The sequence below is a fragment of the Desulfuromonas versatilis genome (assembly GCF_019704135.1).
GTDB classification, from domain to species: domain Bacteria; phylum Desulfobacterota; class Desulfuromonadia; order Desulfuromonadales; family NIT-T3; genus Desulfuromonas_A; species Desulfuromonas_A versatilis.
In genome coordinates, this window is record NZ_AP024355.1 from 3,487,546 (window position 1) to 3,510,699 (window position 23,154).

The 23,154-nt window shown below is 60.7% G+C and carries 23 protein-coding genes; 11 read left to right on the forward strand and 12 right to left on the reverse strand.

The features are described from left to right. The first annotated feature begins 284 nt into the window (after positions 1–284). Positions 285–1,256 carry a GGDEF domain-containing response regulator gene (locus DESUT3_RS15610; protein WP_221249396.1) on the forward strand — a complete coding sequence of 324 codons (972 nt, stop codon included), beginning with the start codon at positions 285–287 and terminating at the stop codon, positions 1,254–1,256. Positions 1,257–1,310: 54 nt separating this feature from the next. Here the strand turns inward: DESUT3_RS15610 and DESUT3_RS15615 are convergent, their stop codons facing one another. Beyond that, positions 1,311–2,141, reverse strand: coding sequence for a phage integrase N-terminal SAM-like domain-containing protein (locus DESUT3_RS15615; RefSeq protein ID WP_221249397.1), 831 nt, complete (start codon positions 2,139–2,141; stop codon positions 1,311–1,313). Positions 2,142–2,393: 252 nt separating this feature from the next. On the opposite strand from DESUT3_RS15615, the gene DESUT3_RS15620 reads away from it, so the two are divergent. Beyond that, positions 2,394–3,341, forward strand: coding sequence for a transposase (locus DESUT3_RS15620; RefSeq protein WP_221249398.1), 948 nt, complete (start codon positions 2,394–2,396; stop codon positions 3,339–3,341). A 195-nt stretch (positions 3,342–3,536) separates the two neighbouring features. Here the strand turns inward: DESUT3_RS15620 and DESUT3_RS15625 are convergent, their stop codons facing one another. Next, on the reverse strand, positions 3,537–3,902 hold the full coding sequence (locus DESUT3_RS15625) for a cytochrome c3 family protein (RefSeq protein WP_221249399.1): 366 nt from the start codon (positions 3,900–3,902) through the stop codon (positions 3,537–3,539). A 10-nt stretch (positions 3,903–3,912) separates the two neighbouring features. Beyond that, positions 3,913–5,427, reverse strand: coding sequence for a flavocytochrome c (locus tag DESUT3_RS15630; protein ID WP_221249400.1), 1,515 nt, complete (start codon positions 5,425–5,427; stop codon positions 3,913–3,915). Positions 5,428–5,968: 541 nt separating this feature from the next. Between DESUT3_RS15630 and DESUT3_RS15635 the strand changes: the two genes are divergently transcribed. The 4 genes from DESUT3_RS15635 to DESUT3_RS15650 all read left to right on the forward strand — a co-directional run bounded on the left by DESUT3_RS15635 (position 5,969) and on the right by DESUT3_RS15650 (position 9,324). Beyond that, positions 5,969–7,711: a sensor histidine kinase gene (locus DESUT3_RS15635; RefSeq protein ID WP_225911532.1), complete on the forward strand. Its 1,743-nt coding sequence runs from the start codon at positions 5,969–5,971 to the stop codon at positions 7,709–7,711. Beyond that, a complete protein-coding gene (locus tag DESUT3_RS15640) occupies positions 7,708–8,358 on the forward strand; it encodes a response regulator (protein WP_221249401.1) in 651 nt (216 codons plus the stop codon). The genes DESUT3_RS15635 and DESUT3_RS15640 overlap by 4 nt, the downstream gene beginning before the upstream one ends. Positions 8,359–8,505: 147 nt before the next feature. Then, complete coding sequence (locus DESUT3_RS15645; RefSeq protein ID WP_221249402.1) at positions 8,506–8,997, forward strand: DUF1353 domain-containing protein; 492 nt, start codon at positions 8,506–8,508, stop codon at positions 8,995–8,997. 108 nt (positions 8,998–9,105) lie between these two features. Further along, entirely contained in the window at positions 9,106–9,324 is a 219-nt protein-coding gene (locus DESUT3_RS15650) for a hypothetical protein (RefSeq protein WP_221249403.1), read from the forward strand. Between the two features lie 29 nt (positions 9,325–9,353). Here the strand turns inward: DESUT3_RS15650 and DESUT3_RS15655 are convergent, their stop codons facing one another. After that, positions 9,354–9,545, reverse strand: coding sequence for a hypothetical protein (locus tag DESUT3_RS15655; protein WP_221249404.1), 192 nt, complete (start codon positions 9,543–9,545; stop codon positions 9,354–9,356). Between the two features lie 123 nt (positions 9,546–9,668). On the opposite strand from DESUT3_RS15655, the gene DESUT3_RS15660 reads away from it, so the two are divergent. Beyond that, on the forward strand, positions 9,669–9,983 hold the full coding sequence (locus DESUT3_RS15660) for a putative signal transducing protein (RefSeq protein WP_221249405.1): 315 nt from the start codon (positions 9,669–9,671) through the stop codon (positions 9,981–9,983). 186 nt (positions 9,984–10,169) lie between these two features. Here the strand turns inward: DESUT3_RS15660 and DESUT3_RS15665 are convergent, their stop codons facing one another. Then, positions 10,170–10,397, reverse strand: a complete 228-nt coding sequence (locus DESUT3_RS15665; RefSeq protein ID WP_221249406.1) for a hypothetical protein — start codon at positions 10,395–10,397, stop codon at positions 10,170–10,172. 183 nt (positions 10,398–10,580) lie between these two features. Between DESUT3_RS15665 and DESUT3_RS15670 the strand changes: the two genes are divergently transcribed. Next, complete coding sequence (locus DESUT3_RS15670) at positions 10,581–12,281, forward strand: cation:proton antiporter domain-containing protein (protein ID WP_221249407.1); 1,701 nt, start codon at positions 10,581–10,583, stop codon at positions 12,279–12,281. 224 nt (positions 12,282–12,505) lie between these two features. Further along, positions 12,506–14,206 carry an LTA synthase family protein gene (locus tag DESUT3_RS15675; protein ID WP_221249408.1) on the forward strand — a complete coding sequence of 567 codons (1,701 nt, stop codon included), beginning with the start codon at positions 12,506–12,508 and terminating at the stop codon, positions 14,204–14,206. 125 nt (positions 14,207–14,331) lie between these two features. Here the strand turns inward: DESUT3_RS15675 and DESUT3_RS15680 are convergent, their stop codons facing one another. Together DESUT3_RS15680 and DESUT3_RS15685 are read right to left on the reverse strand one after the other, a co-directional pair. After that, positions 14,332–14,718, reverse strand: coding sequence for a hypothetical protein (locus DESUT3_RS15680; RefSeq protein WP_221249409.1), 387 nt, complete (start codon positions 14,716–14,718; stop codon positions 14,332–14,334). 213 nt (positions 14,719–14,931) lie between these two features. Then, positions 14,932–15,768, reverse strand: a complete 837-nt coding sequence (locus DESUT3_RS15685; RefSeq protein ID WP_221249410.1) for an acetate uptake transporter — start codon at positions 15,766–15,768, stop codon at positions 14,932–14,934. Positions 15,769–15,871: 103 nt separating this feature from the next. Between DESUT3_RS15685 and DESUT3_RS15690 the strand changes: the two genes are divergently transcribed. Then, the gene (locus DESUT3_RS15690) at positions 15,872–16,081 is read left to right on the forward strand and encodes a hypothetical protein (RefSeq protein ID WP_221249411.1); all 210 of its coding nucleotides are present in this window, start codon (positions 15,872–15,874) and stop codon (positions 16,079–16,081) included. 91 nt (positions 16,082–16,172) lie between these two features. Here DESUT3_RS15690 and DESUT3_RS15695 read toward each other — a convergent pair whose 3' ends face one another. The 5 genes from DESUT3_RS15695 to DESUT3_RS15715 form a co-directional block, all read right to left on the reverse strand. Further along, entirely contained in the window at positions 16,173–17,549 is a 1,377-nt protein-coding gene (locus DESUT3_RS15695; RefSeq protein WP_221249412.1) for a sigma-54-dependent transcriptional regulator, read from the reverse strand. Beyond that, positions 17,546–19,519: a cache domain-containing protein gene (locus DESUT3_RS15700; RefSeq protein WP_221249413.1), complete on the reverse strand. Its 1,974-nt coding sequence runs from the start codon at positions 19,517–19,519 to the stop codon at positions 17,546–17,548. Before DESUT3_RS15700 ends, DESUT3_RS15695 begins: the two co-directional genes overlap by 4 nt. A 105-nt stretch (positions 19,520–19,624) precedes the next feature. Beyond that, the gene (locus tag DESUT3_RS15705) at positions 19,625–20,764 is read right to left on the reverse strand and encodes an AI-2E family transporter (protein ID WP_221249414.1); all 1,140 of its coding nucleotides are present in this window, start codon (positions 20,762–20,764) and stop codon (positions 19,625–19,627) included. Continuing rightward, the gene (locus tag DESUT3_RS15710) at positions 20,761–21,294 is read right to left on the reverse strand and encodes a Crp/Fnr family transcriptional regulator (RefSeq protein WP_221249415.1); all 534 of its coding nucleotides are present in this window, start codon (positions 21,292–21,294) and stop codon (positions 20,761–20,763) included. The genes DESUT3_RS15705 and DESUT3_RS15710 overlap by 4 nt, the downstream gene beginning before the upstream one ends. A gap of 160 nt (positions 21,295–21,454) precedes the next feature. Then, positions 21,455–22,324 (reverse strand): hypothetical protein, encoded by an 870-nt coding sequence (locus DESUT3_RS15715; RefSeq protein ID WP_221249416.1) that lies wholly within the window; start codon positions 22,322–22,324, stop codon positions 21,455–21,457. Between the two features lie 272 nt (positions 22,325–22,596). On the opposite strand from DESUT3_RS15715, the gene DESUT3_RS15720 reads away from it, so the two are divergent. Next, positions 22,597–23,106: a ferritin family protein gene (locus DESUT3_RS15720; protein ID WP_221249417.1), complete on the forward strand. Its 510-nt coding sequence runs from the start codon at positions 22,597–22,599 to the stop codon at positions 23,104–23,106. The last annotated feature ends 48 nt before the right edge of the window (positions 23,107–23,154 follow it).

Below are 23,154 nucleotides of genomic sequence, written 5' to 3' on the forward strand. Positions count from 1 at the left end.
GACGAAAAAAAAGCGGGCCGGTCGGCGGGCCCGTCAAACTCTCGTATATTAGCCCAGAACCCGAGCTCAGGTCAATGGCGAGGGGCGGCTACACGGGAAGAGGATTTTCTCCAGGCCCCCAAAATCATCCCCAATGAAAATCATCTAGGAACCAAACTTGCATTAGTGTATCCTATTCGGCGAACATGCCATCCCAGGGAAGCGCCCGTCCGAGGCCCGGCCTCATACCCCGGCGACAGCGCATTTGCCCTCAGTAGCCATGCTCCTTCGAGGAGGACAGAACCATGCCTACCAATAATGATCAGCCCCGCGTTTTGGTGGTCGACGACGAACCGCTCGTCCGCGCCACCCTCGCCCAGGCCCTACACGACGAAGGGTTCAGCGTCGCCCAGGCAAACGGCCCCGAGCAGGCCCTCGAACTGTTCAAGAGCCAGCCCTTCCCCGTAGTCTTCGCCGACGCGGTCATGCCCGGCATCAGCGGCATCGGGCTGCTGCAGAAGATCAAGGAGGCCGACCCCGACACCCAGGTCATCCTGATGGCCGGGCAAGGCTCCCTCGACACCGCGATCATGGCCCTGCGCTTCGGTGCCAACGAATACGTGATGAAGCCCTTCGACAACATCACCCAGGTGGCGGACATGGCCCGGCAGAGCCTCGACAAGCTGCAGCAGATCCGCGAAAACGAGCTGCAGATCGCCGAGCTCCAGCGCCAGATCGTCCAGCTCGAGGCCGCCAACCGCGAATTCAAGGAGCTCTCCATCCGCGACGGCCTCACCGGCCTCTTCAACCACCGCTACCTGCTGGCCAGCCTGGCCGTCGAGGTCTCCAGGGCCGAGCGCCACGGCCGCGAATTCTCCGTCATCTTCCTCGACCTGGACCACTTCAAGCAGTACAACGACAGCCACGGGCATCCCCAGGGCGACCAGCTGCTGAAAACGCTCGGCCTCATCATCCGCGAGCGCCTGCGCACCGCCGACATCCTCGCCCGCTACGGCGGCGAGGAATTCACCGTCATCCTCCCCGAAACCCCCAAGGCCGACGCCGTCAAGGTGGCCCGTTCGATCCGCTCGCTCATCGAATGCTACCCCTTCCCCGGCTGCGAGACCCAGCCCGGCGGCAACGTCACCGCCAGCCTCGGCGTAGCCAGTTTCCCCAGCGACGGCACCGACTCCAAATCTCTGCTGGAAATGGCCGACAAGGCCCTGTACCGGGCCAAGCAGGAAGGCCGCAACCGGGTCTGCGTGGCCGGGCAGTAGACAGCGCCGGTCACGGCTGATCGAGCGGGCTGCGCACGCCCCTGCCACCCTTGTTCAGTACATGGGTGTCAACTTACGGCCCTTGCCGTCGCGCACCATAATTTGGCCCTGAGAAAAATCAATATCCTTGACCCGCAGCCGCAGACACTCCATGGCATGAAGGCCACTGCCATACAACAATCCCACCATGAGCGCCGGTGTCCCCGTGAGGCAGGCAAAAAGCGCAACAGTCTCCTCCCGCGAAAGAACCACAGGCAGACGTTTCGGTTTTTTGGCTCGAGCAAAATCGCCAAGCTCTCCCAATGTTTGCTTTAGAACCTGGTCATAGAGAAAAACGAGAGCGTTCAAAGCCTGCTTCTGAGTATTTGCTGAGACGTCCCGGTTTTCGACCAGATATTCCAGATACGCTTTTACCGCCTCGGCCCCCATTTCTTTCGGGTGCCGATAGCGATGGAAAGTCAAAAACCGCCTTACCCAATGCTGGTAGGTTTGTTCGGTCCGGGGGGAGTAGTGGCGCAGTCGGATCTCTGTTCGCATAGCATCCAAAACCTCCTGAATTACCGAAGGCATCTTCTCATCGTTCAGGCGGTCTTTAAAGAGCACTCCGGCAGCATGTTTTTTGGCCGGCAAGGATTTCTCGCAGCAGGCACTTCCAACCCCCTCCGGGAGATCCCCACCGCGAATCCACGGTTCAGCCCAGGCAAGGGATAAAACATCCCGATAGAGTATTTGCAAAGCTTCTGAAGCCTGAGCGATCTGCCAAGGCTGAATATTATCTTGATTTTCCAGGTTCTGTAAAAAGACATTCACATGGTCAGGAGAACGCTCGCGAAGAGGGACCCGGGAACCGATCGGGCAAACTGCTGAGCCCACCCAAGATGCCACTTCACCCTGCCTTCGGGGATTCCCGATCGTAATGCCATCTCCGCGAAAAACGACCAGAAATCATTGTTTTTTGTACCATTTGTCTTGACAACCCCACCGGCATTTTCCAAAATGAGACCTCCTTCTTGGAGCTTTTTCACGGGCGCCTGCCAATGATATCCGAAGGGGATATTAATAAATACTATCGAACTTCGCAGGCAAGAGGCAAGGGGTCAGGCTTGACAAATGGGGATTTCACAATAAGGTCACACCATGCCTAGAAAACCTCGTATTCATTTTCCCGGCGCTGTCTATCATGTCATACTCCGAGGCAATGCGGGCCAGGAAGTCTTTCTCGACGAGGCGGACCGCAGTCGCTTCTACCTCCTCCTGCAAGAGGGGACCGAACGGTTTGGCCATCGGATCCATGCCTTTTGCCTGATGAGCAACCACCTGCACCTCATTGTCCAGGTCAATGATGTGCCACTTTCCCGAATCATGCAGAATCTTGGCTTCCGCTATACCCAATTCTGCAACCGAAAGCGGAAGAAGGCCGGGCACCTCTTTCAGGGCCGATACAAGGCCTTGCTGATCGATGCCGACAGCTATTTGCTTGAATTGGTGCGCTACATTCATCTCAATCCGGTCCGGGCCGGCATGGTTGTCCACCCGCACAAATATCCCTGGTCGGGACACCGCGCCTACCTCGGCCTTGAGGTCCTCCCTTGGCTGACCACCGACTGGGTTTACTCCTGCTTCGCTCCAAACCGTGAAGAGGCCCTCAGGCACTACAACTATTTCATCACCGGTGGTTTGCAGGAAGATTATCGAGAAGAATTCCATCGTGGTTCCTTTCAAGGGCGAGCCCTTGGGGATGACGTTTTTATTGATAAGGCACTGGCCCAGGCCGAAGAGGCGTTTAACCGCCCGCCGGCTATCGAAACGGTAATCCAGGCAGTCTGTTCGATCTACGCTCTGACTACTGCCGAGATGGCCAGCCGAGGCAGAGCACGTCCGATCTCTGAAGCAAGGGCCGTGGCTGCTCTGCTGATACGGGAAACCGACGGGTTGTCGCTTAGGGATCTGGGTAAGGCTCTTAACCAGGATTTGTCGAGTTTAAGCCAAGCCGCCAGGCGGCTGGAAATACGTATCCAGGAAAACCCAGGCTTAAAAGAAAAACTTGAAGCCGTGAAGAGAAATATCCCCACTTGTCAAGCCTGACCCCCCTTTTTCCTCCAGGATTTTAGATAAATAAAAAAGAACTTCCACTGACACCTGACACTTACCGCACAACATGAAACGGCCCAACCCTTTTGACTCAGGTTGGGCCGCTTCATGTTGCAGATGTTGAACTGAGCGATTCGGCCGTTTCCTGCCGAGCAAACTCGGCGGCAGGGCGTTTCGGGCCAATCGTATTTACATTTTGTCGAACCAGGTCCGGTGACACTCGCTGCAGACGGGTGCTTTCCTTGTGTGTTCCGCATGGCACGCAAGACAGCTTGCGCCCTGGTTGTAGTGGACGCTTTTGTGCGGGTTCGCCTCCGGCATTTTCAGATGTTTAGTGATCTCAATATCATTGATTTGGCCGTGACAGTCGACACAGGCTGCGTCGGTCACCTGTTTTTTGGGTGAGCCCGGGTGGCAGTAGTTACAGCCTTCCTCATACAGCGACTTATGGTAACTCCGCCCTTCTGTATTGCCCTTTATGGTGACCAAATCGCCCGCCTGGGCAGTGACAACCATAGCCAAAGCAAGGGCAAGACTCATAATTAGCTTTTTCATCCAGTTCTCCTTACGCGTTGGCTTTGATGGCTTCTGAAATAATGAAGCCCATGGTCAATGTCTCCAGGCAGGAGCAAGAACTCAAGCGGGTTTGGCCATGCACCCCTCCGGTGACTTCACCAGCAGCATAGAAGTTCTTGATCGGGCTCATCGTCCGAGCATCCAGCACCCGACCATCTGCGTCTGTTTTCAGTCCGCCCATGCAGTAGTGTACCTTCGGCCAGATACGGGATACGACGAAGGGCGCTTTTAACACCTTGGCCGTATCCATCTTGCGCCCGAAATCGGGATCCGTGCCTTGCGCGACATGCTCGTTATACTCCTTGACGGTCTTTTTCAACGCATCGAGGGGCACATTGAACTTGCTGGCCAACTGCTCAAGGCTATCGACTTTCCAAGCCATTTCGTCGCGCAACGCGCGTACCACGCGGTCATCATCAGGGTGATCGTTGTAGTTGAAAAACACCAATGGATAGGCGGGGCTGCCATCGGAGTAGCGATTATTCATAATGGCGGTGGAAGCCGTCAGGCGATCGGTTCGCTCGTCCATATAGCGTTTGCCGCTGAGAACGCTGACCGAAATACCTTCGTGCCAGCCGATCGAAAGCAGAGCATTGGACCAGCCGAAGCCGCCTTCATCGGGGGAACCCCAGTGGCCGGTCTGGATCATGTTGAGGTGAATAGGCAGGGCTCCGTTAGCCGCGGCGGACAGCATCACCTCACCTGTAGCCCCCAGGTGGTTGGTGCAATCCAGCGTTGGATCCAATGACGGATCGACGACAGCGCGCAGCTTCATATCGCGGGCAAAACCGCCAGAAGCGCAGATGACGGCCTTATTGGCCTTAATGCGGACCAACTCCCCGGTGCCCTGGTCAGGGAAGCGGTAACCACGGCGCACGACGACGCCTTCGATTTTGTCACCGACCCGGACAAAATCTTCGATGTAATGCTGCAGACGGTACTCGACCCCTTCGCGGCGCCCGGCTTCATACAGCTTGGTCGTAATGTCGCCGCCAGTGCCATGCTTGGTTCGAATGGCACGCGCCTTATTGTGACCTCCGACCTGGATGTTAAAGTCTTTCCGAAATTCCACACCGGCATCGATGCACATCTGGTAGGCATCCAGCGCACGGTTGGCGACTTTGGTCAGAATCTCTTTGTTGGCCATCCCTCGCCCGGCGATCATCTGATCATTGACCAACTCTTCCGGGCTGTCGTCAAGAATTCCCTGCGAGAGCTGGATGGGGTTCTTGGGAACCGCAAACCAGCCGCCGTTGATGGCGGAATTCCCGCCAATGACCTGCATTTTTTCCAAAACCAGAATGGAGCCCAACTTCTTGCGCTTGGCATTCAGCGCCGCTGACAGCCCGGCAAAACCGGAGCCGATGACAATTACATCGACAGTCTCGTCCCAGGCGGTTTCATCGCTTGGATGCGCCGCTGCAGTCTTTGGCAGGCTTGCTACGGCCAATCCACCGATTGCCGCACCAGCACCAAGCTTTAGGAATTTTCTCCTGCTTTGCATTGCCACTCCTTACTGTTCAATAATTTGCACTTCCGGGATCGTGCCGACGGCACTATGAATCACCCATCCCAATGGTCCCGCGCCACATTTGCGCTTTTTATAGCGATGCCGAATTGCGCCAGCGATTAAATTTTATCCATCCAGCATCTCCCTGGCTCGGATATTTTACCCGCATGGAGTTCGGTTTTGTTTTTAGCAGCCATCAGGCGTCTTGGTTTATTTACATAAACCGCAACTCGGTTGTCAAGGCAATTTTTAACTATGCCCTACCCTATAGTAACTAAACATGAGACGCCCCCTCCGAAAAGCGTCAGAAAAAAATGCAAGCCACCAAAAACATCTTTTATTTCCGGGATGTTAACTTCTGCCACAAAAGGGCCCGATGGGAAGGATTGGCACTGCCCCCAGAGAGAGGCTGACAAAATGCCTGATGCTACGGAGGATTGAATTTTAGCTTTACTTAAAAGAATGCAAAAAGTAAAATAGTTTAGAAAACAAAACCATAAATAAAGGGGTTTGTCCCACCATCAAGGATAAAGCAGTGATTCACCAAGTGATCAAAAAACTCGAAGGGACAAAACACAGGATCATCGCCAGCACCTTCGTTTTACTGCTTGGCCTGTTTGTGCTTTTTGCACTATTTGACCTGAAAAATAGATTCTCCGACTACAAATATTTCTCCTTAGAAATCAACAACCACGTCGAAAAGGCCTACAACAGTGAGCTAATTTATTTAAATACCAGAATAATAAACTACTTGAACAGAGTCATAAAAGAAAATAATTTAGCTGAAATGACTATCAGGCGGGATTTGGATGGGATAAAAACCCTCATAGATCCTCTTCTCCGGGATTTTGGCAACAGATATGTACCGGTATTTTTTATTTCTGTCGTTGATATAAACAATAAAGAAATCTATCAAGCAGTTGATGGTTCTTTTGAATATATGAATGCCCTCCCTTCTCCGGCAACAAAAGAGGCTCTCGACAAAAACAAGCCTACTCATGGCTTTGAGTTTCATGGACTGCCTTTCCACTACAACATATCCATACCGATTGTTACCGAAAATGATAAGAAAATCTGCGGTGCTGTCGAATTAGCCCTCAACCCATCCTGGTTCGATTTTAAACTGCGTTGGTTCCTGGAGGAGATAAGAGTAGCAATTTACACCGTGGATCAGCAGCCTGTGGAAGATTTCGGCTTCAATAGGGACCGTTTCTATCCTCTTCCCCCTGACTATGGAAATAAAAGGGCGACAGATAAGGCGTTTTTCCAATCGATCATCAAGGATATCGATGTCCAAAAAAAGTCGATTGAAGTTAAAGGCAAAAGTGGCCATTACATGATCAGTTCATTCCCCCTGCTTGGGCATGATCAAAAAGAGGTCGGCAGGCTGTTGGTCGCTTCCAGCATGTCGAAACTGAGAGACAGGCAATGGGACTACTTCTCTATCTGGATACTATGCTTTATCTGCACTATCGGCTTGATGTTGATCATCAGCCTAATCGGTTTTAGAAAGTATGAGAAGATTATCGTCGATCAGGAAAAAAAAATAGCCCATCACTCAAAGCGTTGCGCGCAAGCTGAGATGCTCAGCTATATCGGCCACCAATGGCGTCAACCATTGAATACGTTGTCGATGGCCATTCAGAACTTGGAACTGCAGAATCAACTCGGCAAGCTAAACAAAGATCTTTTTGAGAAACAAATCATCCTTGCGAACAAAAACGTGGATTATTTGACCCACGTGATCGAAGACTGGCGAGCATTGTTGACTGCTGGCGCCACACGTCAACCAATTGATCTCGCAAAATCCGTCAACCGTGCAATCGACATAGTTCGGCCGACCTTGGACCATAGCCGGATACTCATCGAAAACCGGATCGAGGGTTCTTACAAAACCAAGGGGTTTGCAAATGATATCGTTCAAATCACTGTAAATGTTCTGCTTAATGCCAAAGACGCCCTGGCCGGGCATGACGGCAACCGCATCATTATGCTTTCCAGCAGCGAAGAAAATGGACTCGTTACGGTTCGTTTCCAAGATAGCGGTGGAGGGATGCCCCCAACCCTGCTACAGCGGGTTTTTGAAGCCTATCTGACAACCAAGGACGATTCAGTCGGTACCGGGCTAGGCCTTTACCTCTGCAGGCAGTTGGCAGAGAATCTTGAAAACGGTAAAGTCTGGGCTGAAAATCAAGAATTCGGATTCGATGGCCAGCGATATTACGGTGCCTGCATCTACCTGCAATTTCGGGCAATAAACGAAGGGGTGTCACCTTGAATATTGAAGCATTAAAAAACATGCGGGTCGTCTGCGTTGACGATGAGCCTGAAGCCCTGGATCAAATACATCTGGCCCTGAATAGTTTCTGCAAGACGACAAATTGTGTGAGCAGCACCGACAAAGCCCTGCAGGCCATCGCGGAGGAACCGCCGGATATCATCTTAACCGATGTCAGAATGCCCGGCGCATCCGGCCTTGAACTCCTAAAAACTGTAAAAAAACAATATCCGTCCATTGCCGTCGTTATCGTTTCGGCACATTCGGAATCGGAATACCTCATCGATGCGATCAAGCTCAAGGCTGATGGCTACCTGCTCAAACCGCTCAATCTCCGTGATATGCTTGAACTGCTCTCCGATATAGCGACCCAGAAAATCATGCAAGAAGAGTTGGACCAAAAAAACTTTCTCCTGAACCTGCTTAATTCTATCGGGGGGAAAAGGGTGCAAATCATCGAGTACATCATCAATCATCTGGATGATGACTTGATGTTTTTCGGAACCTACGATGAAATTGCCATGGCCTTAAACGCCAGCAAGCCGACAGTCGTAAATGCTTTTCAGGTTTTACTAGAGAACAACATACTGACCAGAATAAAGAATGGGGCATACAAGATGAATATGTCCGTGAAGTCGTCGGGGTGAGTAACAGTAGAGGGGGCAGATATTTCTTGCTTTAATGTGGAGGTTGATTTTTTCTCAATTGAAACCTGCCAACGCCCCTGACATCGGCAGCCGCCGGCATCACCCTGTGCCCGACGGACCGCGCCCCATTACCGGGAGAGTTGCAACATGAGCCGATTTACCGAAGCGTTGGTGGTTTCGCCCCTGGCGGATGGGGATACCTGGGTGCTGCTGAGTCCGCTCAGCTACGAGGTGGGCGAGCTGGGCAGCGGCGAGGTGCTCACCGCGCCGCCCGGGTTCATGACCGACTTCGCCTCGGTGCCGCGCCTGTTGTGGTGGGTTCTGCCCAAGTGGGGCAAGTACGGCAACGCCGCGGTGCTGCACGACTGGCTCTACTGGGAGCAGGTGCGAAACCGCCCGGAGGCCGACCGGATCATGCTCGAGGCGATGGAGGTGCTCGAGGTCCCCGCCTGGCAGAGGTGGCCCATCTACCTGGGGGTGAGGGCCTTCGGCGCCCTGGCCTGGCTGCGCAACCAGTGGGACAGGCAGGCGGGGTTCAACCGGGTGCAGGATTACAAACAGATCAAGGCGGTGGAGACTTCCGGGCGGCCCGGCCTGCTGCAGCGCGCCTGGCAGCGACTTCAGGAACAAAAGAGCTAGCGGGCCTGGGGGAGCACCCTGGATTTTTTGATTCACTTCTACAGGCCAAGCACTTACACTCTTTTTTCGACCCAACCCACGGATGCAGAGCATAGAAAGCAGAGCCTCATGGAGCCCAATTTCTTCTCCCGCAATCTCCGGAAGAAACCCTTCCGGATCGCCACCTTCATCTACGGCCTGGTCTTTTTCAACATCGGCGCGGTGCTCCTCTACGAGAAGTTCACCAAGGGCGGATTCAGTTTCGACTCGGAGGTCCGCTACGGTCTGGTGTTCCTCGCCATGGGGCTGTTCGCCCTTGTCGCCCTGGCGCGCAGCCGCAACCCCTGAGCGGCCGCCAGGGGCAGGCAGCGAAGGGCTCAGCCCAGGGACCCGGCCGGGATCTGTTCGATGAGCAGGTTGCTCCAGTAGATCATGGCCGCGGCCAGGCCGAGAAACGACAGCCCGAGCAGCGAGAGGGTGAGGGCGTGCTTTTTGCGGTTGACCCGCAGGCAGAGCGTGGCGAGCAGCAGGCAGAGCAGCCCCGCGGGTATGGAGAGGATGATGATCATAGGCGTCAGGGGGAAAGCAGGTGGATGTCAGGGGGCGATGGTAACACGGGCCGGCCTTCGAGGTCCATCCCCGGCCGATGAATCGGGGCCGGTCGCAGCCGGACCGGGAACAGGCGCGGCAGAATGAGAAAACTTCGCACCTTCAGCTTTAACGAGGGACCGCTGGCGGGACTGCTGAAGGGGCTGCTGGAAGGCGGGGGCGTGCGCTGCGTGATCCGCAACGAGCGGCTCTTCACGGCCATCGGCGAAATCCCCTTCACCGAATGCTACCCCGAGCTCTGGGTGCTCGACGACGAGGATTTCGAACTGGCGCGGCGGATCCTCGCCCCCTGGGACGAGCCGCCTCCCGTCGATCCGCCCCCCTGGGTCTGCGCCGGCTGCGGTGAAACCGTCGACGGCCACCTCCAGCGCTGCTGGAATTGCGGCAGCTGGGCTTGAGGCGTATGCGCCGGCCAAGTCATTGAGTCGCCCGCTCGCTGTGCCCCCTCTCCCTCAGGGAGAGGGCCAGGGTGAGGGTGGCCCTCTTGGCGACCAGGCCAACCTCTCGCCCCCTCACACCCCCGCGAAGAATAAGCCCCCCTGCCCGCAGACAGGTGGGCTTTTTTATCGCCAGACGCCCGGCATTCAGCCGATCCGCTCGGGAGTGCAGAGCATGTCGGGGTTTTCGGCGGGGCGGCCGCAGGTGCCGCACTCATACTCGAGGCTTCTGCTCATCGGGCCGCAGACCGGCCCGGCCTCTTCCACCGGCTGTCCGCAGTAGTCCTGCTTTCCCGCCATGGCGTGGGGGCTGCACAGGTGCTCGCGATCCTCGGAAATCACGCCGCAATGGGAACATTTATAGCTTTTTTTCATAGCCGTTCTCCTTCCGCAGGCAAAGGACCCACACGGGTCCCGGGATCTCTCCTAAGCGCATTTTAGCACACCCACTGCGCTCTTTTCTTTGTCCCCGGCTCCAGCTATACTGGATCGGCGTCCGCCTCCGCTCGGTGCTCAGGACGCCTTCCCCAACCCTGCTCGCGAGCCTCCCGGGACCCTATGGCCTCACTCTCCCCCAACGAAACCACCCTCTTCCTGCTTGCCCTCGGGGTGCTGCTGGCCGGCGCCCGCATCCTGGGCGAAGTCGCCCGGCGCTGCAACCAGCCCGCGGTGCTCGGCGAGATCGCCGCCGGCATCCTGCTGGGTCCCACGGTGCTGGGCAACCTGGCGCCGCAGCTCAGCGCCGCCCTGTTCCCGCGCAGCGGCGGGGGCGCGGTGGCCCTCGATGCCCTGATGACCCTGGCGATCACCCTGTTTCTGCTGGTTGCGGGGATGGAGATCAACCTCTCCAGCGTCTGGCGGCAGGGCAAGATGGCCCTGAGCGTCGGGATCGCCGGCATCGTCGGCCCGTTTGCCGCCGGCTTCGCTGCCGCCTGGTGGATGCCCGGACTGCTCGGCCTGGAGCCGGGCTCGGACAAGCTGATCTTCGCCCTGTTTCTCGGCACGGCCCTGTCGATCTCGGCGCTGCCGGTGATCGCCAAGACCCTGATGGACCTCAACCTCTACCGCAGCGATCTGGGCATGATGCTGATCGCCGCGGCGGTCTTCAACGACCTGGTGGGATGGATCGTCTTCGCGGTGATCCTGGGGTTGATGGGGACGGTGGGCGCGGGACACCCCGATATCGGCCTGACCATCTTCTGCGTGGTGGCCTTCGCCCTGCTCATGCTGACGGTGGTGCGCTGGCTGCTGCACCGCATCCTGCCCTGGATCCAGGCCCACACCAGCTGGCCCGGCGGGGTGCTCGGCTTTGCCCTGGCGCTGGCCCTGGTGTGCGCGGCCTTCACCGAATGGGTGGGGGTGCACGCGATCTTCGGCTCGTTTCTGGCCGGGGTGGCCCTGGGCGACTCGACGCACCTGCGGCAGCGCACCCGAGCCACCATCACCCAGTTCGTCTCCTTCATCTTCGCCCCGCTGTTCTTCGCCGGCATCGGGCTGAAGGTCGATTTCATCGCCCATTTCTCGCTGCTGCCGGTGCTGCTGGTGCTGGCCATCGCCTGCTTGGGCAAAATCGCCGGCTGCGGGCTGGGGGCGCGGCTGGCCGGCCTGCCGAAACGGGAGGCCTGGGCCCTGGGCCTGGGGATGAACGCCCGCGGGGCGATGGAGATCATCCTCGGCCTGCTGGCGCTGCAGTACGGGGTGATCAACGAGCGGCTGTTCGTCGCCCTGGTGGTGATGGCGCTGGTCACCTCGCTGATCAGCGGGCCGGCCATCCAGGCGGTGCTGCGGCTGCGCAAGCCGCGGCGCTTCATCAACTATCTCAAGGCCCGGGCCTTCATCCCCCGCCTGCAGGCCTCCAACCGCGAGGCGGCGATCCGCGAGCTGACCCAGGTGCTGGCACCGCTGGCGGCCCTGCCCCCCGAAGAGGTGGCGCAGGCGGTGCTGGCCCGCGAGGCGCTCATGCCCACCGGCATCGGCCATGGGGTGGCGGTGCCCCACGCCCGCCTCGACAACCTGGCGACCCCCCTGCTGGGGGTGGGCATCAGCTGCGCGGGCATCGATTTCGACGCTCCCGACGGGCGCCCGGCCTCGCTGGTCTTTCTGCTGCTGACCCCGCGGGAGGACGACGGCGCCCAGTTGGAGATCCTGGCCGACATCTCGCGCACCTTCCGCGACAAGCCGATGCGCGACCAGGCCCTGGAGGCCTGCGGCGCCACCGAGTTCTTCGCCCTGGTCCGGGCCGGCCAGGAGGAGCACTGAGCCGCGCCGGGCGATTGAATATTTCTGTACACTTTTTCCGGAATTTGCCTTAAAATCAGCTTTATCGACAGACAACGGATCGGGCCGGGCTCACCGGCGCGAGGTCTTTGCAGACACCGCAGTTTTTCGCCCCGTCCCGCGACCGCACCACGGTCGCCGGCGCGGGGTTTTTTCGTGGGGGAACTGGCTCCCCCGCCGGCTCGTTTTTTCCTTCGGAGTGGCCCTTGAACCTGCCCTGCCTTCGTCAACGCCTCAAGTCCCTGGCGAGAAGCCGCTACCTGGTGTTTCTGCTGCTGGTGCTGGCTGCCACCCGCATCGTGCAGCAGTGCGGCGGGCTGCCCTGGCCGCTACCGGCCTGGCGCCTGGAGATCCCGCTGCTGCTCTACCTGTACCTGCTGGGGAACCTGGCCACCCGTCCCTCAAGGCTGCAGCCGGTGATCGCGGCGCTGCCGATTCTGCTGCTCTACGCCGTGTTCGACCTCTACTACCTGCAGTTCGGCCGCCTGCTGCGCATCACCGAGGTGAACGAGATCCCGGAGATGCTGCAGGTGCTGCCCTGGGGGGTAAAAATCCTCGGCGGCCTGGCCTTGGGCCTGCCCCTGGGGGCCTTTGCCCTGAGCCTCGCCCCGCGCCGCCTCGGCCGCGCCGCGCTGGCGGGCCTGCCCCTGCTGGCGTTGCTGGTGGCCGTCAAGGCGACCCCCGAGGGGTTCATGACGGGCTTTGAAAAGACCCAGAAGGAGATCGTCTTCTTCTCCGACGCCCTGAGCGCCGGCAACAACGGGCGGCTCTCCATGGTGCTCTACAACGAGGCCCGCCGCGGCAGCTACCTGGCCGAGACCGTCGACTTCCGCGAAGCCGCGGAGCCGTTGAAGAGCTTCGAGGAGGCCGTCGCCCAGGTCAAGGCCCAGCGCAGCAAGCGCAACGTCCACCTGATCGTGCTGGAGAGCTTCCTCGATCCGGAACTGCTGCGCGGAGCGCATTTCTCGCGCAGCCCGGTCCACCCCGATTTCGCCAAGCTGGTGGGGGGCAAGGGGAGCCTTTCGATCTCCCCGGTGTTCGGCGGGGGCACCGCTCAGGCCGAATTCGAGGTGCTGTGCGGGGTCCCGGCGCTGCGGGAGCTCTCGGGGATCGAGTTCGACCTGTTCACCGGCGCCAAGACCCTCTGCCTGCCCCACATCCTCGAACAGGGGGGCTACCAGGCCATCGCCACCAACGCCTTCGTCCCCGACTTCTTCAACTCGACCAACGCCTACGAGGGGATGGGCTTCGACCAGATCTACTACCCCCGCGAGTACGCCCCCGGCCTGCAGAGCTACCTGAGCGCCGGCGACGTCAGCGGCGAGACCTACATGTTCGATGGCGACCTGCTCTCGCAGAACCTGGAGTTCGTCCAACGCCAGCTCAAGGAGAACCGTGGCGAGCCGCTCTTCAACTACGTGATCAGCATGTACGGCCACCTGCCCCACGACATCAACCTCGACAAGAGGCCGCTGCTCATCGCGGTGGCCGGGGACCTGCACGACGAGCAGCTGGTGCGCGCGGTCAACCAGCATTACTACCGCACCCAGGCGCTGGCCGCGTTCATCAAGGGGCTGCAGCGCATCGACCCCAAGAGCCTCATCGTGCTGGTCAGCGACCACCTGCCGCCGCTGACCTACGGTCCCAACACCTACCGCGACCTCGGCTACCTCGACGGCGCCGAGAACTACATGCACCTCAACCGGGTGTATTTCATCGAAAACGGCAAACCCGTCCAGTACCAGCGGATCCACCACTTCGACATCCCCAAGATCGTCCTGAACTACGTCTCGCGGGGCGCCTACTGCCGCGACCAGGCCTGCGGCTTCACCCGCCGCGACGAGGCCGTGGACAAGACAGTCTACCGCGACGGCTACATGGCGATCATGGCGCGAGCCATGATGTGACACGCCCGCCGCGCCGAAGCTGGTGTGCGGCGCTCGGGACAAATTGCTCTGCCGCAAAAGCAAACAGGCCTCTTTCCGCGAAAGAGGCCTGTTTGCTTTTTTACCGATTGAAAATGCGCTGCGGGTCAGGGGACCGCGCCGGCAAAATACTGCTCCGATCCCTTGGTCAGCTCCAGGGCCTGCTCGAAGGTGAAGCCGATCGGCTTCATCAGGAACACGGCCATGATGCCGATAATCAGCAAGGCCGCGGTCCAGTTGAGCAGCGCGGTCAGAAACGGCCAGTCGGCCTGGGGCTTGGCGACCTGCTCGCTCTTTTTCGCCTCCTGCTCGTCGCGGGCCATGACCCGGGCGGCCTTGCGCATGATGCGCCCGGAACTGAGGAACAGGACCGCGGAGATGATGAATTGAGGCATGAGCTCGGTGGAGAGTTGGCCGGTGCCGAGCATCAGGCCGTAGAAGATCATGGCGCAGATCCCCAGCAGGGTCATGTGCTGGCTCAGCTTGGCGTTCATGTCGGTTCTCCTTGGCGAGCCGGAAAATAACGTCGGTTTGACTCTCCCGGCCGAGGCCGGATGCAAACTGCGAGGACCCCGTTCCAAACTGATTCGAGACCATGTTCTAAACTTACCCGGCGTTTGCCAGGATGTCAACAGAAAGTGGCGGGCGGCCCGGCCGGATAAGCTACCGGCGGAGGGGGGGAGATGAGGTGGGGGGCGCGGGGCAGCTCAGGCGCTCCGCCGGGATTGCTCGAGCCGGGCCTGGTGACGGGCCGGCAGCCTGCGGCGGGTCTTGGCCAGCCCCCAGGCGCTTGCCGCCAGGCCCCCGGCGATGCCGTGGAAACAGGCGATGCGCGCCAGCAGTTCGCTCCCGGCCAGGCCGGCCCCGGCGAGCAGGAACAGCAGCACCACCAGCAGGGCGAAGGTCGCCGGCAAAACCCTGCTGCGGCCGAGGGTTCCCAGCAGCAGCACGGCGGAAAACATCCCCCACATGCCCAGGTAGGCGGCCAGGGTGCCGGCCTGCGGCGCCTGGCCCAGGCCCGCCTCGGGCAGGATGGTCTGGGAAATCAGCGAGAGCCAGAAAACCCCCAGGCAGCCGAGGGTGGCGGCGCCGAAGGCCTGGCGCTTTTTCCAGTGGATAAAGCCCAGCGCGACCTGCCATACCCCCAGGTAGAACAGGCCTAGGGCGGCGACCGGCGCGCTGCCCAGGTAGCCAGCCCGGAAGAGGCTGAAGACCAGCATCGCCATGCCCAGGGCGAGCACTCCCCAGGGGGAGATAAACGGCTGCTCCAGGGGCGCAGCGGGCAGCGGTGGGCGGGAAGAGCTGCCCAGGTCTTGGGGATGCAAAATCGCCCCGAGAGTCTCAATCCCCGGGCCGCTGGGGTCGGCGGGGACCTCGGCGGCGCAAAGCCGCTCGGCAAGTTCGCGGTACTTGGCGCAGGCGCGGAAATTGGCGGAACAGTGGCGGATGATCATCGCCGCGTCGTGGGAGGAGATGTAGCCGCAACCCACGTCGCAGTACTCATCGTCTTTGGCGTAAAAAGGGCAAATGATTTCCTGGGCCATGAATCCATCCAGAAATCGTTCGGCTCGGCGGGAGGGGCACGGGGGAGTGACGCAGCTCGTCCCTCAACGATCTGCGCCACTCCCGTACCGATAAGGAGTAACGATGCTCAAGAAAAGAGCAACGGGCATGCCAAAAGCCGACGGCGCCGGGATGAAACAGAAATCATCTTTTATATCAAGCACTTGGATCATGGCGGCGGGCTTCGAGAAACGTCCGAACCGCCCCCCTGCCCTGCCCGGATGCAAAATCGCCGGCCCGGCCCGGCTGCCCTCCCCCGGAGGAATGGCCGCAGACAGGAAATCGATCCATTAATTTCGGTATCTTAGCTAAGCGGGAAGACGATGTGAGGGTATTTTGCAGCCGTGCAAATCCGCCGACGGCTTTTTCGCAGAACTGCAATGGATTAGTGGAAGTCGTCCTTGTTGATGTCGTATTTTTTCAGTTTGCGGTAGATGGTGGCCATGTTCATGCCGGCCTCGCGGGCCGCCTGTTCCACGTTGCCCCCGGCCTTTTGCAGCAGGCACCTGATATAGTCGATCTCGAAACGGGCCAGGGCGCTGGAGTAGTCGTTCTCCCCTCCCCGGCCGGCCGCCTGCCCCTCCTCCACCTCGATGAACTGGGCGAGGACCGGCATGCCGATGGTGTCCTCGCTCTCGATGGCCATGGTGGCCTCGATCAGGTTGCGCAGTTGGCGGATGTTGCCCGGCCAGGGGTAGTTCATGGCCGCCTCGAGGGCCTCGGGGGAAAAGCCGGTGATGGCGGTGCCGAACTTCTCGTTCTGCTGTTGGATGAAATGCTTGGCCAGCAGGGGGATGTCCTCGCGGCGCTGGCGCAGCGGCGGCAGATGCAGGTTGACCACGTTGAGCCGGTAGTAGAGGTCCTCGCGGAAGCTCCCCTCCTTGACCGCGGCCATCAGGTCCGAGTTGGTGGCCGAGAGGATGCGCACGTCGACCTTGGTCGGCTTGGTCTCGCCGATGCGCAGGAACTCCTTCTCCTGCAAAAAGCGCAGCAGGGTCTTCTGCACGTTCATCGGCAGGTTGCCGACCTCGTCGAGAAACAGGGTGCCGCCGTCGGCGGCCTCGAGCAGCCCCTGGCGGTTTTCCGTGGCGCCGGTGAAGGCCCCCTTGCGGGAGCCGAACAGCTCGCTCTCCAGGATCGACTCGGGCAGCGCCCCGCAGTTGATGGCGACGAAACGCTTGGCCTTGCGCGGCGAGTTGTAATGGATGGCCTGGGCGATCAGCTCCTTGCCGGTGCCCGATTCGCCGGTGATCAGCACCGAGGTGTCGCGGATGGCCACCTTCTCGACCTTGTCGAGCACCGCCTTGAGGCCGCTGGCGGCGCCGATGATGTTGTCGAAACGGAACTTGCCGACCAGCTCCTCGCGCAGCTCGCGGTTCTCCTCGAGCAGCTGGCTGTGCTTGAGGGCGTTTTTCACCCGGTAGAGCAGCTCCTCGGGCTCGAAGGGCTTGGTCAGCATGTCGTAAGCCCCCTTGCGCAGGGCCTGGATCGACATGTCGACGGTGGCGTGGGCGGTGATCATGATCACCGGCAGGGCCGGCGACCTGGCCTTGAGCCGGTCGAGCACCTCGATGCCGTCCATCCCCGGCATCTTGATGTCGGAGATGGCCAGGTCGTAATCGCCGTGGCGGTATTGCTCCACCGCCTCGAAGGAGCGGGTGTAGGGCCTGACCTGGTAGCCGTTGTCGGTCAGGACCGCATCCATCATCCGGCACATGCCTTCTTCGTCATCGATCAGCAAAATGCGCTTGGCAGGGCTCATAATTGGTAATCCTCGCGTTTGACCGGCAGCCGGACGGTGATCGAAGTGCCTTTGCCGACGGTGCTTTCCAGTTCGATGCGGCCATGGTGCATGTCGATAATCTGCTTGGTGATGGCCAGCCCCAGCCCGGTGCCCCGGGTCTTGGTGGTGAAAAAGGGCTCGAAGATGCGTTCCTGGAGGTCTTCGGGAATCCCTGAGCCGTTGTCGCCAAAGACGATGTCGACAAATCCGGCGGGGTCGAGCCGGGTGGTCACCTCGAGCCGCCCCCCCTCGCTCATGGCGTTGCCCGCGTTGAGGATCAGGTTGATGGCTACCTGGCGCAGCTGGTCCGGGTCGACCAGGATCGGCGGCAGCTCGCGGCAGAAATCCTTGACCACCGCGACATGGTGCATGTCGGTGTGGTTGGCCGCAAAGTCGACGATCTGGCCGAGCAGGGCGTTGATGTCGGTCTCCTCGAGGGTCGGCTTGGGGGTGCGGGCGTAGCTGAGCAGGTCCTGGACGATCTTCTTGCAGCGCTTGCTCTCCCGCTTGATTTCGTGGATGTATTTGAAGTTGGGGTCTTCGGGGTCGATCTTCTTCTCCAGGTACCCGGCGTAGCCGAGGATCACCCCCAGCGGGTTGTTGATCTCGTGGGCCACCCCCGAGGAGAGGATCCCCAGCGAGGCCATCTTCCCCTGCTGGGCCAGGGCCGCCTCCATCTCCCGGTTGTGCTGGATGATCTCGGTCATGCGGTTGAAGGCCGCGGCCAGCTCGCCGAGCTCGTCCCGGGTGTCGACCTTCATCTTGTGGTCCAGCCGCCCCCTCTTGACCTGGCGGATCACCCCGATCATGTGGTTGATCGGGTCGGTGAAGATCTTCGCGGCCAGCGAGACCATCCCGGTGGCGAGCAGCCACACCAGCAGGGTGATCACCATCATGCTGGCGAGGATGCGGCCGCGGATCAGGTTGGCCTCGTGGTAGAACTCGTCCTCGTAGGCGCCCACCGCCACGATCCAGTCCCATGGCTGAAAGTAGCGGTAGCGCACCAGCTTCATGCGCGGCTCGGCCTCGCCCGGTGCCTTCCAGGGATAACGGATCCAGCCGTCCTTGCGCACCGTCATCTCGCGGATGAACTGCTTGCCGTCCTGGGCGGTGGCGTCGATGATCATCTGCCCTTCCGAGTCGGGATGGACGGTGAGGGTGCCGAGCCGGTCGACGCAGAAGATGTAGCCGCTGCGGCCCACCTTCTTGCTCTTGATCTTGCTCTTCAGCTCTTCGAAGGAGCGGCGCTCGAAGGCCAGGTCCTCGGTGGTCTCATCCAGGTACCCCCCCACCGCGATGATCCAGTCCCAGGCGGGAAAGTAGCGGTAGGCGACGATCTTGCGCCGGGGGAAGCGGTCGCCCAGAATTTCGTTGCGCCAGGGGTAGACGATATACAGCACCTCTCCCGGAGCCGAGGCAAGGGCCGCCCGGCACATGCTGCGGATGAAATAGCGGCCGTCCTCGTCCTTTTCATCGTAGATGTTTTCTCCCTCGCGGGCCAGGTGCACGGCCAGCGTCCCCTTGCTGGTCAGGGCGTAGATGTAGCCGGTCTCGCCGATGTTGACCCGCTTGAGGGCCCGGCGGGCTTCGCTTTTCGCCGTCGCGGGATCGGCCTGGCCGCTGAGGACCTGGCTCTGCTGGGCCTCGACCAGCGAATAGGCGAGGTTGGCCAGGGTGGCCAGCTCCTCCTGGATGGTTTTCTGCTTGTCCTGCTTGTAGACCTGGAACTGCTGGTAGTGGGCGTCGAGCAGGTCGGTGGTGAAGCGGGCCATGTGCTCCAGATCGTCCTTGCTGGTCTGTGTGATGCCGCGGTAGGCCTGTTGGTTGGCGATGTAGCCGATGATCCCCGCCACCAGGAACAGCGGCAGGGTCACCAGGGGCAGCACCACCACCAGCATTTTCCAGCGCAGCTTGAGGTCGTTGACGAATCTGAAGAGGAATCTGCTCATGCTCCGGTTCAGGCAGGGGTGAGAATTGGGGAATTATCATGTATACGGCGGGTCGAAGTCAAGCTCCGCGGCCGCAAGCGGGGGGAAACCGGCGCCCCCCGGCGTTCAGGAATAGCGCTCGCGCTCCCCGGAGGTGTCCGGCAGGGAAAAAGCGCGCCGGTAGTTGCGGACCTCGGCCAGGGCGATCTTGATGATGCTCGCGACCGGCACGCCGATGATCATCCCCAGCACCCCATAGAGCTTGCCGCCCATGATGATGGCGATAATGACCCACAGCGGGTGCAGGTTGGCGAACCGGGAGATGAGGATGGGGATCAGGATGAAGTTGTCGACGATGACCTGGGCGATGAGGAAATAGACGATGACGATCCACCAGAACTGGGCGCCGATGCCCAGGTCGACGGCTGCGATGACGATGCCGGGGATCATCCCGACGATCGGGCCGATATAGGGGATCAGGTTGGTCACCCCGGCGAACAGCCCGAGGATGGGGGCGTAGCGGATGTCGGTGAAGGAGAGCCCCAGCGCCACCACCAGGCCGACGATGAACGCTTCGATGATGCGCCCGCGGATGAAGTGGGTCATCTGGTTGCTGATGTGGTAGTACAGGTCGTGCGCCATCTCGAAGTAGCGGTTGGGTACCATGGCGATGCAACTGCGCACCGTGCGGCTGCCGTCGCGCAGGAAGAAAAAGGAGAACAGCGGCACCAGGATCATCAGGCTGCCCAGGCGCAGGGCCGACTTGGGGGTCTGGACCAGGATCTCGGCCAGGATGTGCTCGGCCAGGTTGCGGGCCCTGCCGGGCAGATCGTAGTTTTCGACGAAGGGGAAGCGGTTCTGCAGGTTGGCCTGGGCGTCCTTGAGAAAACCGACGAAGCGCGCCATGTAGCGCGGCAGATCGGTGCGCAGCGAGGTCCACATCTCCTGCCAGTGGGGGCTGAGCCAGGTCGCCAGCAGCACCAGCAGCACCGCAACCAGCAGAAAGATGATGAAGATGCTGGTGGTGCGGCTGATCTCCTCGCGTTCGACGAAGGTCACCATGGGATCGAGCAGCAGGGTGACGATCAGCGAGAGCAGCACGGGCAGAAACAGCCCGGCGGTGGCCGTCCGGATCAGCGAGATGATGGTCGAGGCCGAACTGAAGATGGCCAGTCCGGTGGCGATGGCGGCGGTCAGCACCAGGAAAAGAACCAGGATCTGGGCGCGGGTCAGGCCCTTCACGGTGGTGCGCCGGTCGGGTTTCATGGCTTATCGGCGGCCGGCTGGGGGAGCCCGCCGAGTTGGGACTTGAGACGGTGGATTTCCTGCCCGGCGGCCTGCAGGCGTTCGCTGACCACCCGGGTGAGCCCGAGCAGGATGGCGTTGGCGATGTTCGGGTGTTTCTGCGCGGTTTCCAGCAGGTCGGCGCGAAACAGCCCGACCAGTTCGGTGGTGTCGAGGGTGCGGGCGATGGCGGTGCGGGTGGCGGGGGCGGTCAGCGTGGTTTCGCCGAAAAAATCCCCCGGGCCGAGGACGGCCAGCTCATCCTCCGTCCCCTGGGGGCCGCGGGCATAGATGCCGACCCGGCCGCTGCGGATGACGTACATGCCCGATCCGGGGTCCCCCTCCTCGAAGACGACCTCCTTGGGGGCGTAGCGGCGGATGTGCACCAGGGACTCGAGAAAGACCAGTTCGCGTTTGCCGAGCTCGGCGAAAACCGGAACGGTCCCGAGAAAAAAGGCCAGCGAATCCTCGTCAGGTTTTTTGCGGAAGATGTTGCTCCAGATCGGGTTCACAGCTCGGCTCCTGGACGGCGGCCTGAAAGAAAAACGGAGCGGACATTTATAGCAGCCCGGAAAGAAAAAATCAGCAAAACCAGCCGGTTACTTCCTGGGATCGGAGATTCTCAGGGCGCGCGCCGCCGCTCCCGGGCGAAGCGCCGGAACCGGCAGCGGCTCAGCGCACCTGCATCTGCTGGAGAACCTCCGCCGGCAGCGGCGCATTGAGCTTGTAGTCGGAGAAGCTGACGGTGATGGTCTCGTTTCGGCCCGGTCGGACGATGGTGCGCACCTGCTGCACCGGCAGCCAGAACCCCTTGACCTCGGCAAAAGTGGTGGTCAGGTGGTCGTCGATGCGGCCGTCGGGGGTGGTGACATGCACCTCCCTGGGCACCTGCCCCCCCTCCATCAGGCGATGGCGCAGCTCCACCACCTGCAGTTGGCCGTCCGCCAGGGTGATCTCCAGCCGCTTGAGGATCCTGCTGTCCGGATCCAGGTCGAAGACCAGGCCGGCGACCCCCTGCTGGGGCAGGTCGAGCCCGGCGCCGTAAAAGGCGCCATGGAGGTCGGCAGGCGCCTCGAAACGGATGTCCACCGTCAGCGTGCGGCTGTCGCCGAGCCGGGTTTCCGAGGATACGACCTTGGCCCGCCCGAGGGCCTGGCGGCGCTTTTCGGCTTCCTGCAGGGGCAGGAACAGGGTGCGCAGGTCGACGGCCAGCTCAGCCGAGAGCCGCCCCACCATCTCCTGCATGTAGGGAAAGACGTTCTGCCCCTCGGCGCGGATGAGCGACGCCCCCAACTCGCGGGAGACGTATTTTTTCAGCACCGGCTGCGCCGGCCGGGGAAGGTTGGCCGGCATGGACGCGGTCATCTGTTCGAGCATCCGGCCGAATTTACTGGTCTGCACCGTGACCTGGAAGGTGTTCAGCCCCGGCTGGGTCGCCGCGTAGGTCTGCGATACGGCCTCCAGCGCCGCGCCCCCCGACTCCGCTGCCGCGGCCGCGGGAAGGGCCAGAATGACTGCCAGCAGGATTGCCAGATATCTCACTTCGCACTCCTCGAAGGTTCAAAGTTTCTCTCCCCCTGGCACCGTACCCCCCGGAGCGGCGGGGACAGGAGGGACCGCTAGGATTATATCCCAATGCCCGCCAACAACAAGGAATTTCTGCGGCCTGTCGGCCATGTTGACAGGAATTTTCCCCCTTGCTATTCTCATTATGCCCTGCGTCCAAAACCCTTTTCCGGATGGACGCAGGGTGGCCCGCGAGGCCGGGCAGGACCGTTCGCCCCCGCGGGCCACCTGACAAGGAGTCCCCCCTGATGAATGTGTATCGTTGCCGCATCTGCGGCGATGCCTCTATGGAGTCGGAAAAGCCGACCCACTGCCCGTTTTGCGGTGCTCACCAGAAACACACCACCGAAGCGGCCGAGTTCGTCCCGCTGGGCACCGGCGAGCTGGCGAAAAAGAGCCGGGAAAACCTGCTGCGGGCCCTGGAGCTGCAAACCGGCAACAGCGCCTTCTACCGCGGCGCCTCCAAGGTCGCCGACACCCCGCAGGGCAAGGCCCTGTTTTCCGCGCTGGCCCGGATCGCCGCGGTGCACGCCGAGATCACCTGCCGCATCCTCGGCGCCGCGCGCCCGGAGGAGCTCTACGAGACCGGCGCCTGCTCCCCGTCGCACAAGGAAAACCTGGCCGAGTGCCACAAGCGCAAGGAGCGGGCCCTGCATCTCTACCGGCGGTTTCTCGACGAGGCCACCGAGGAGCGGGTGCGTCAGGTTCTCGAGGCCTTCATCGAAATCGAGGCCGATCACCTGGCCCTGGTCGGGTAATTCCGGCAAGCCGGTGCAATGCGCGAAGCCAGGGGTGACCCTGGCTTT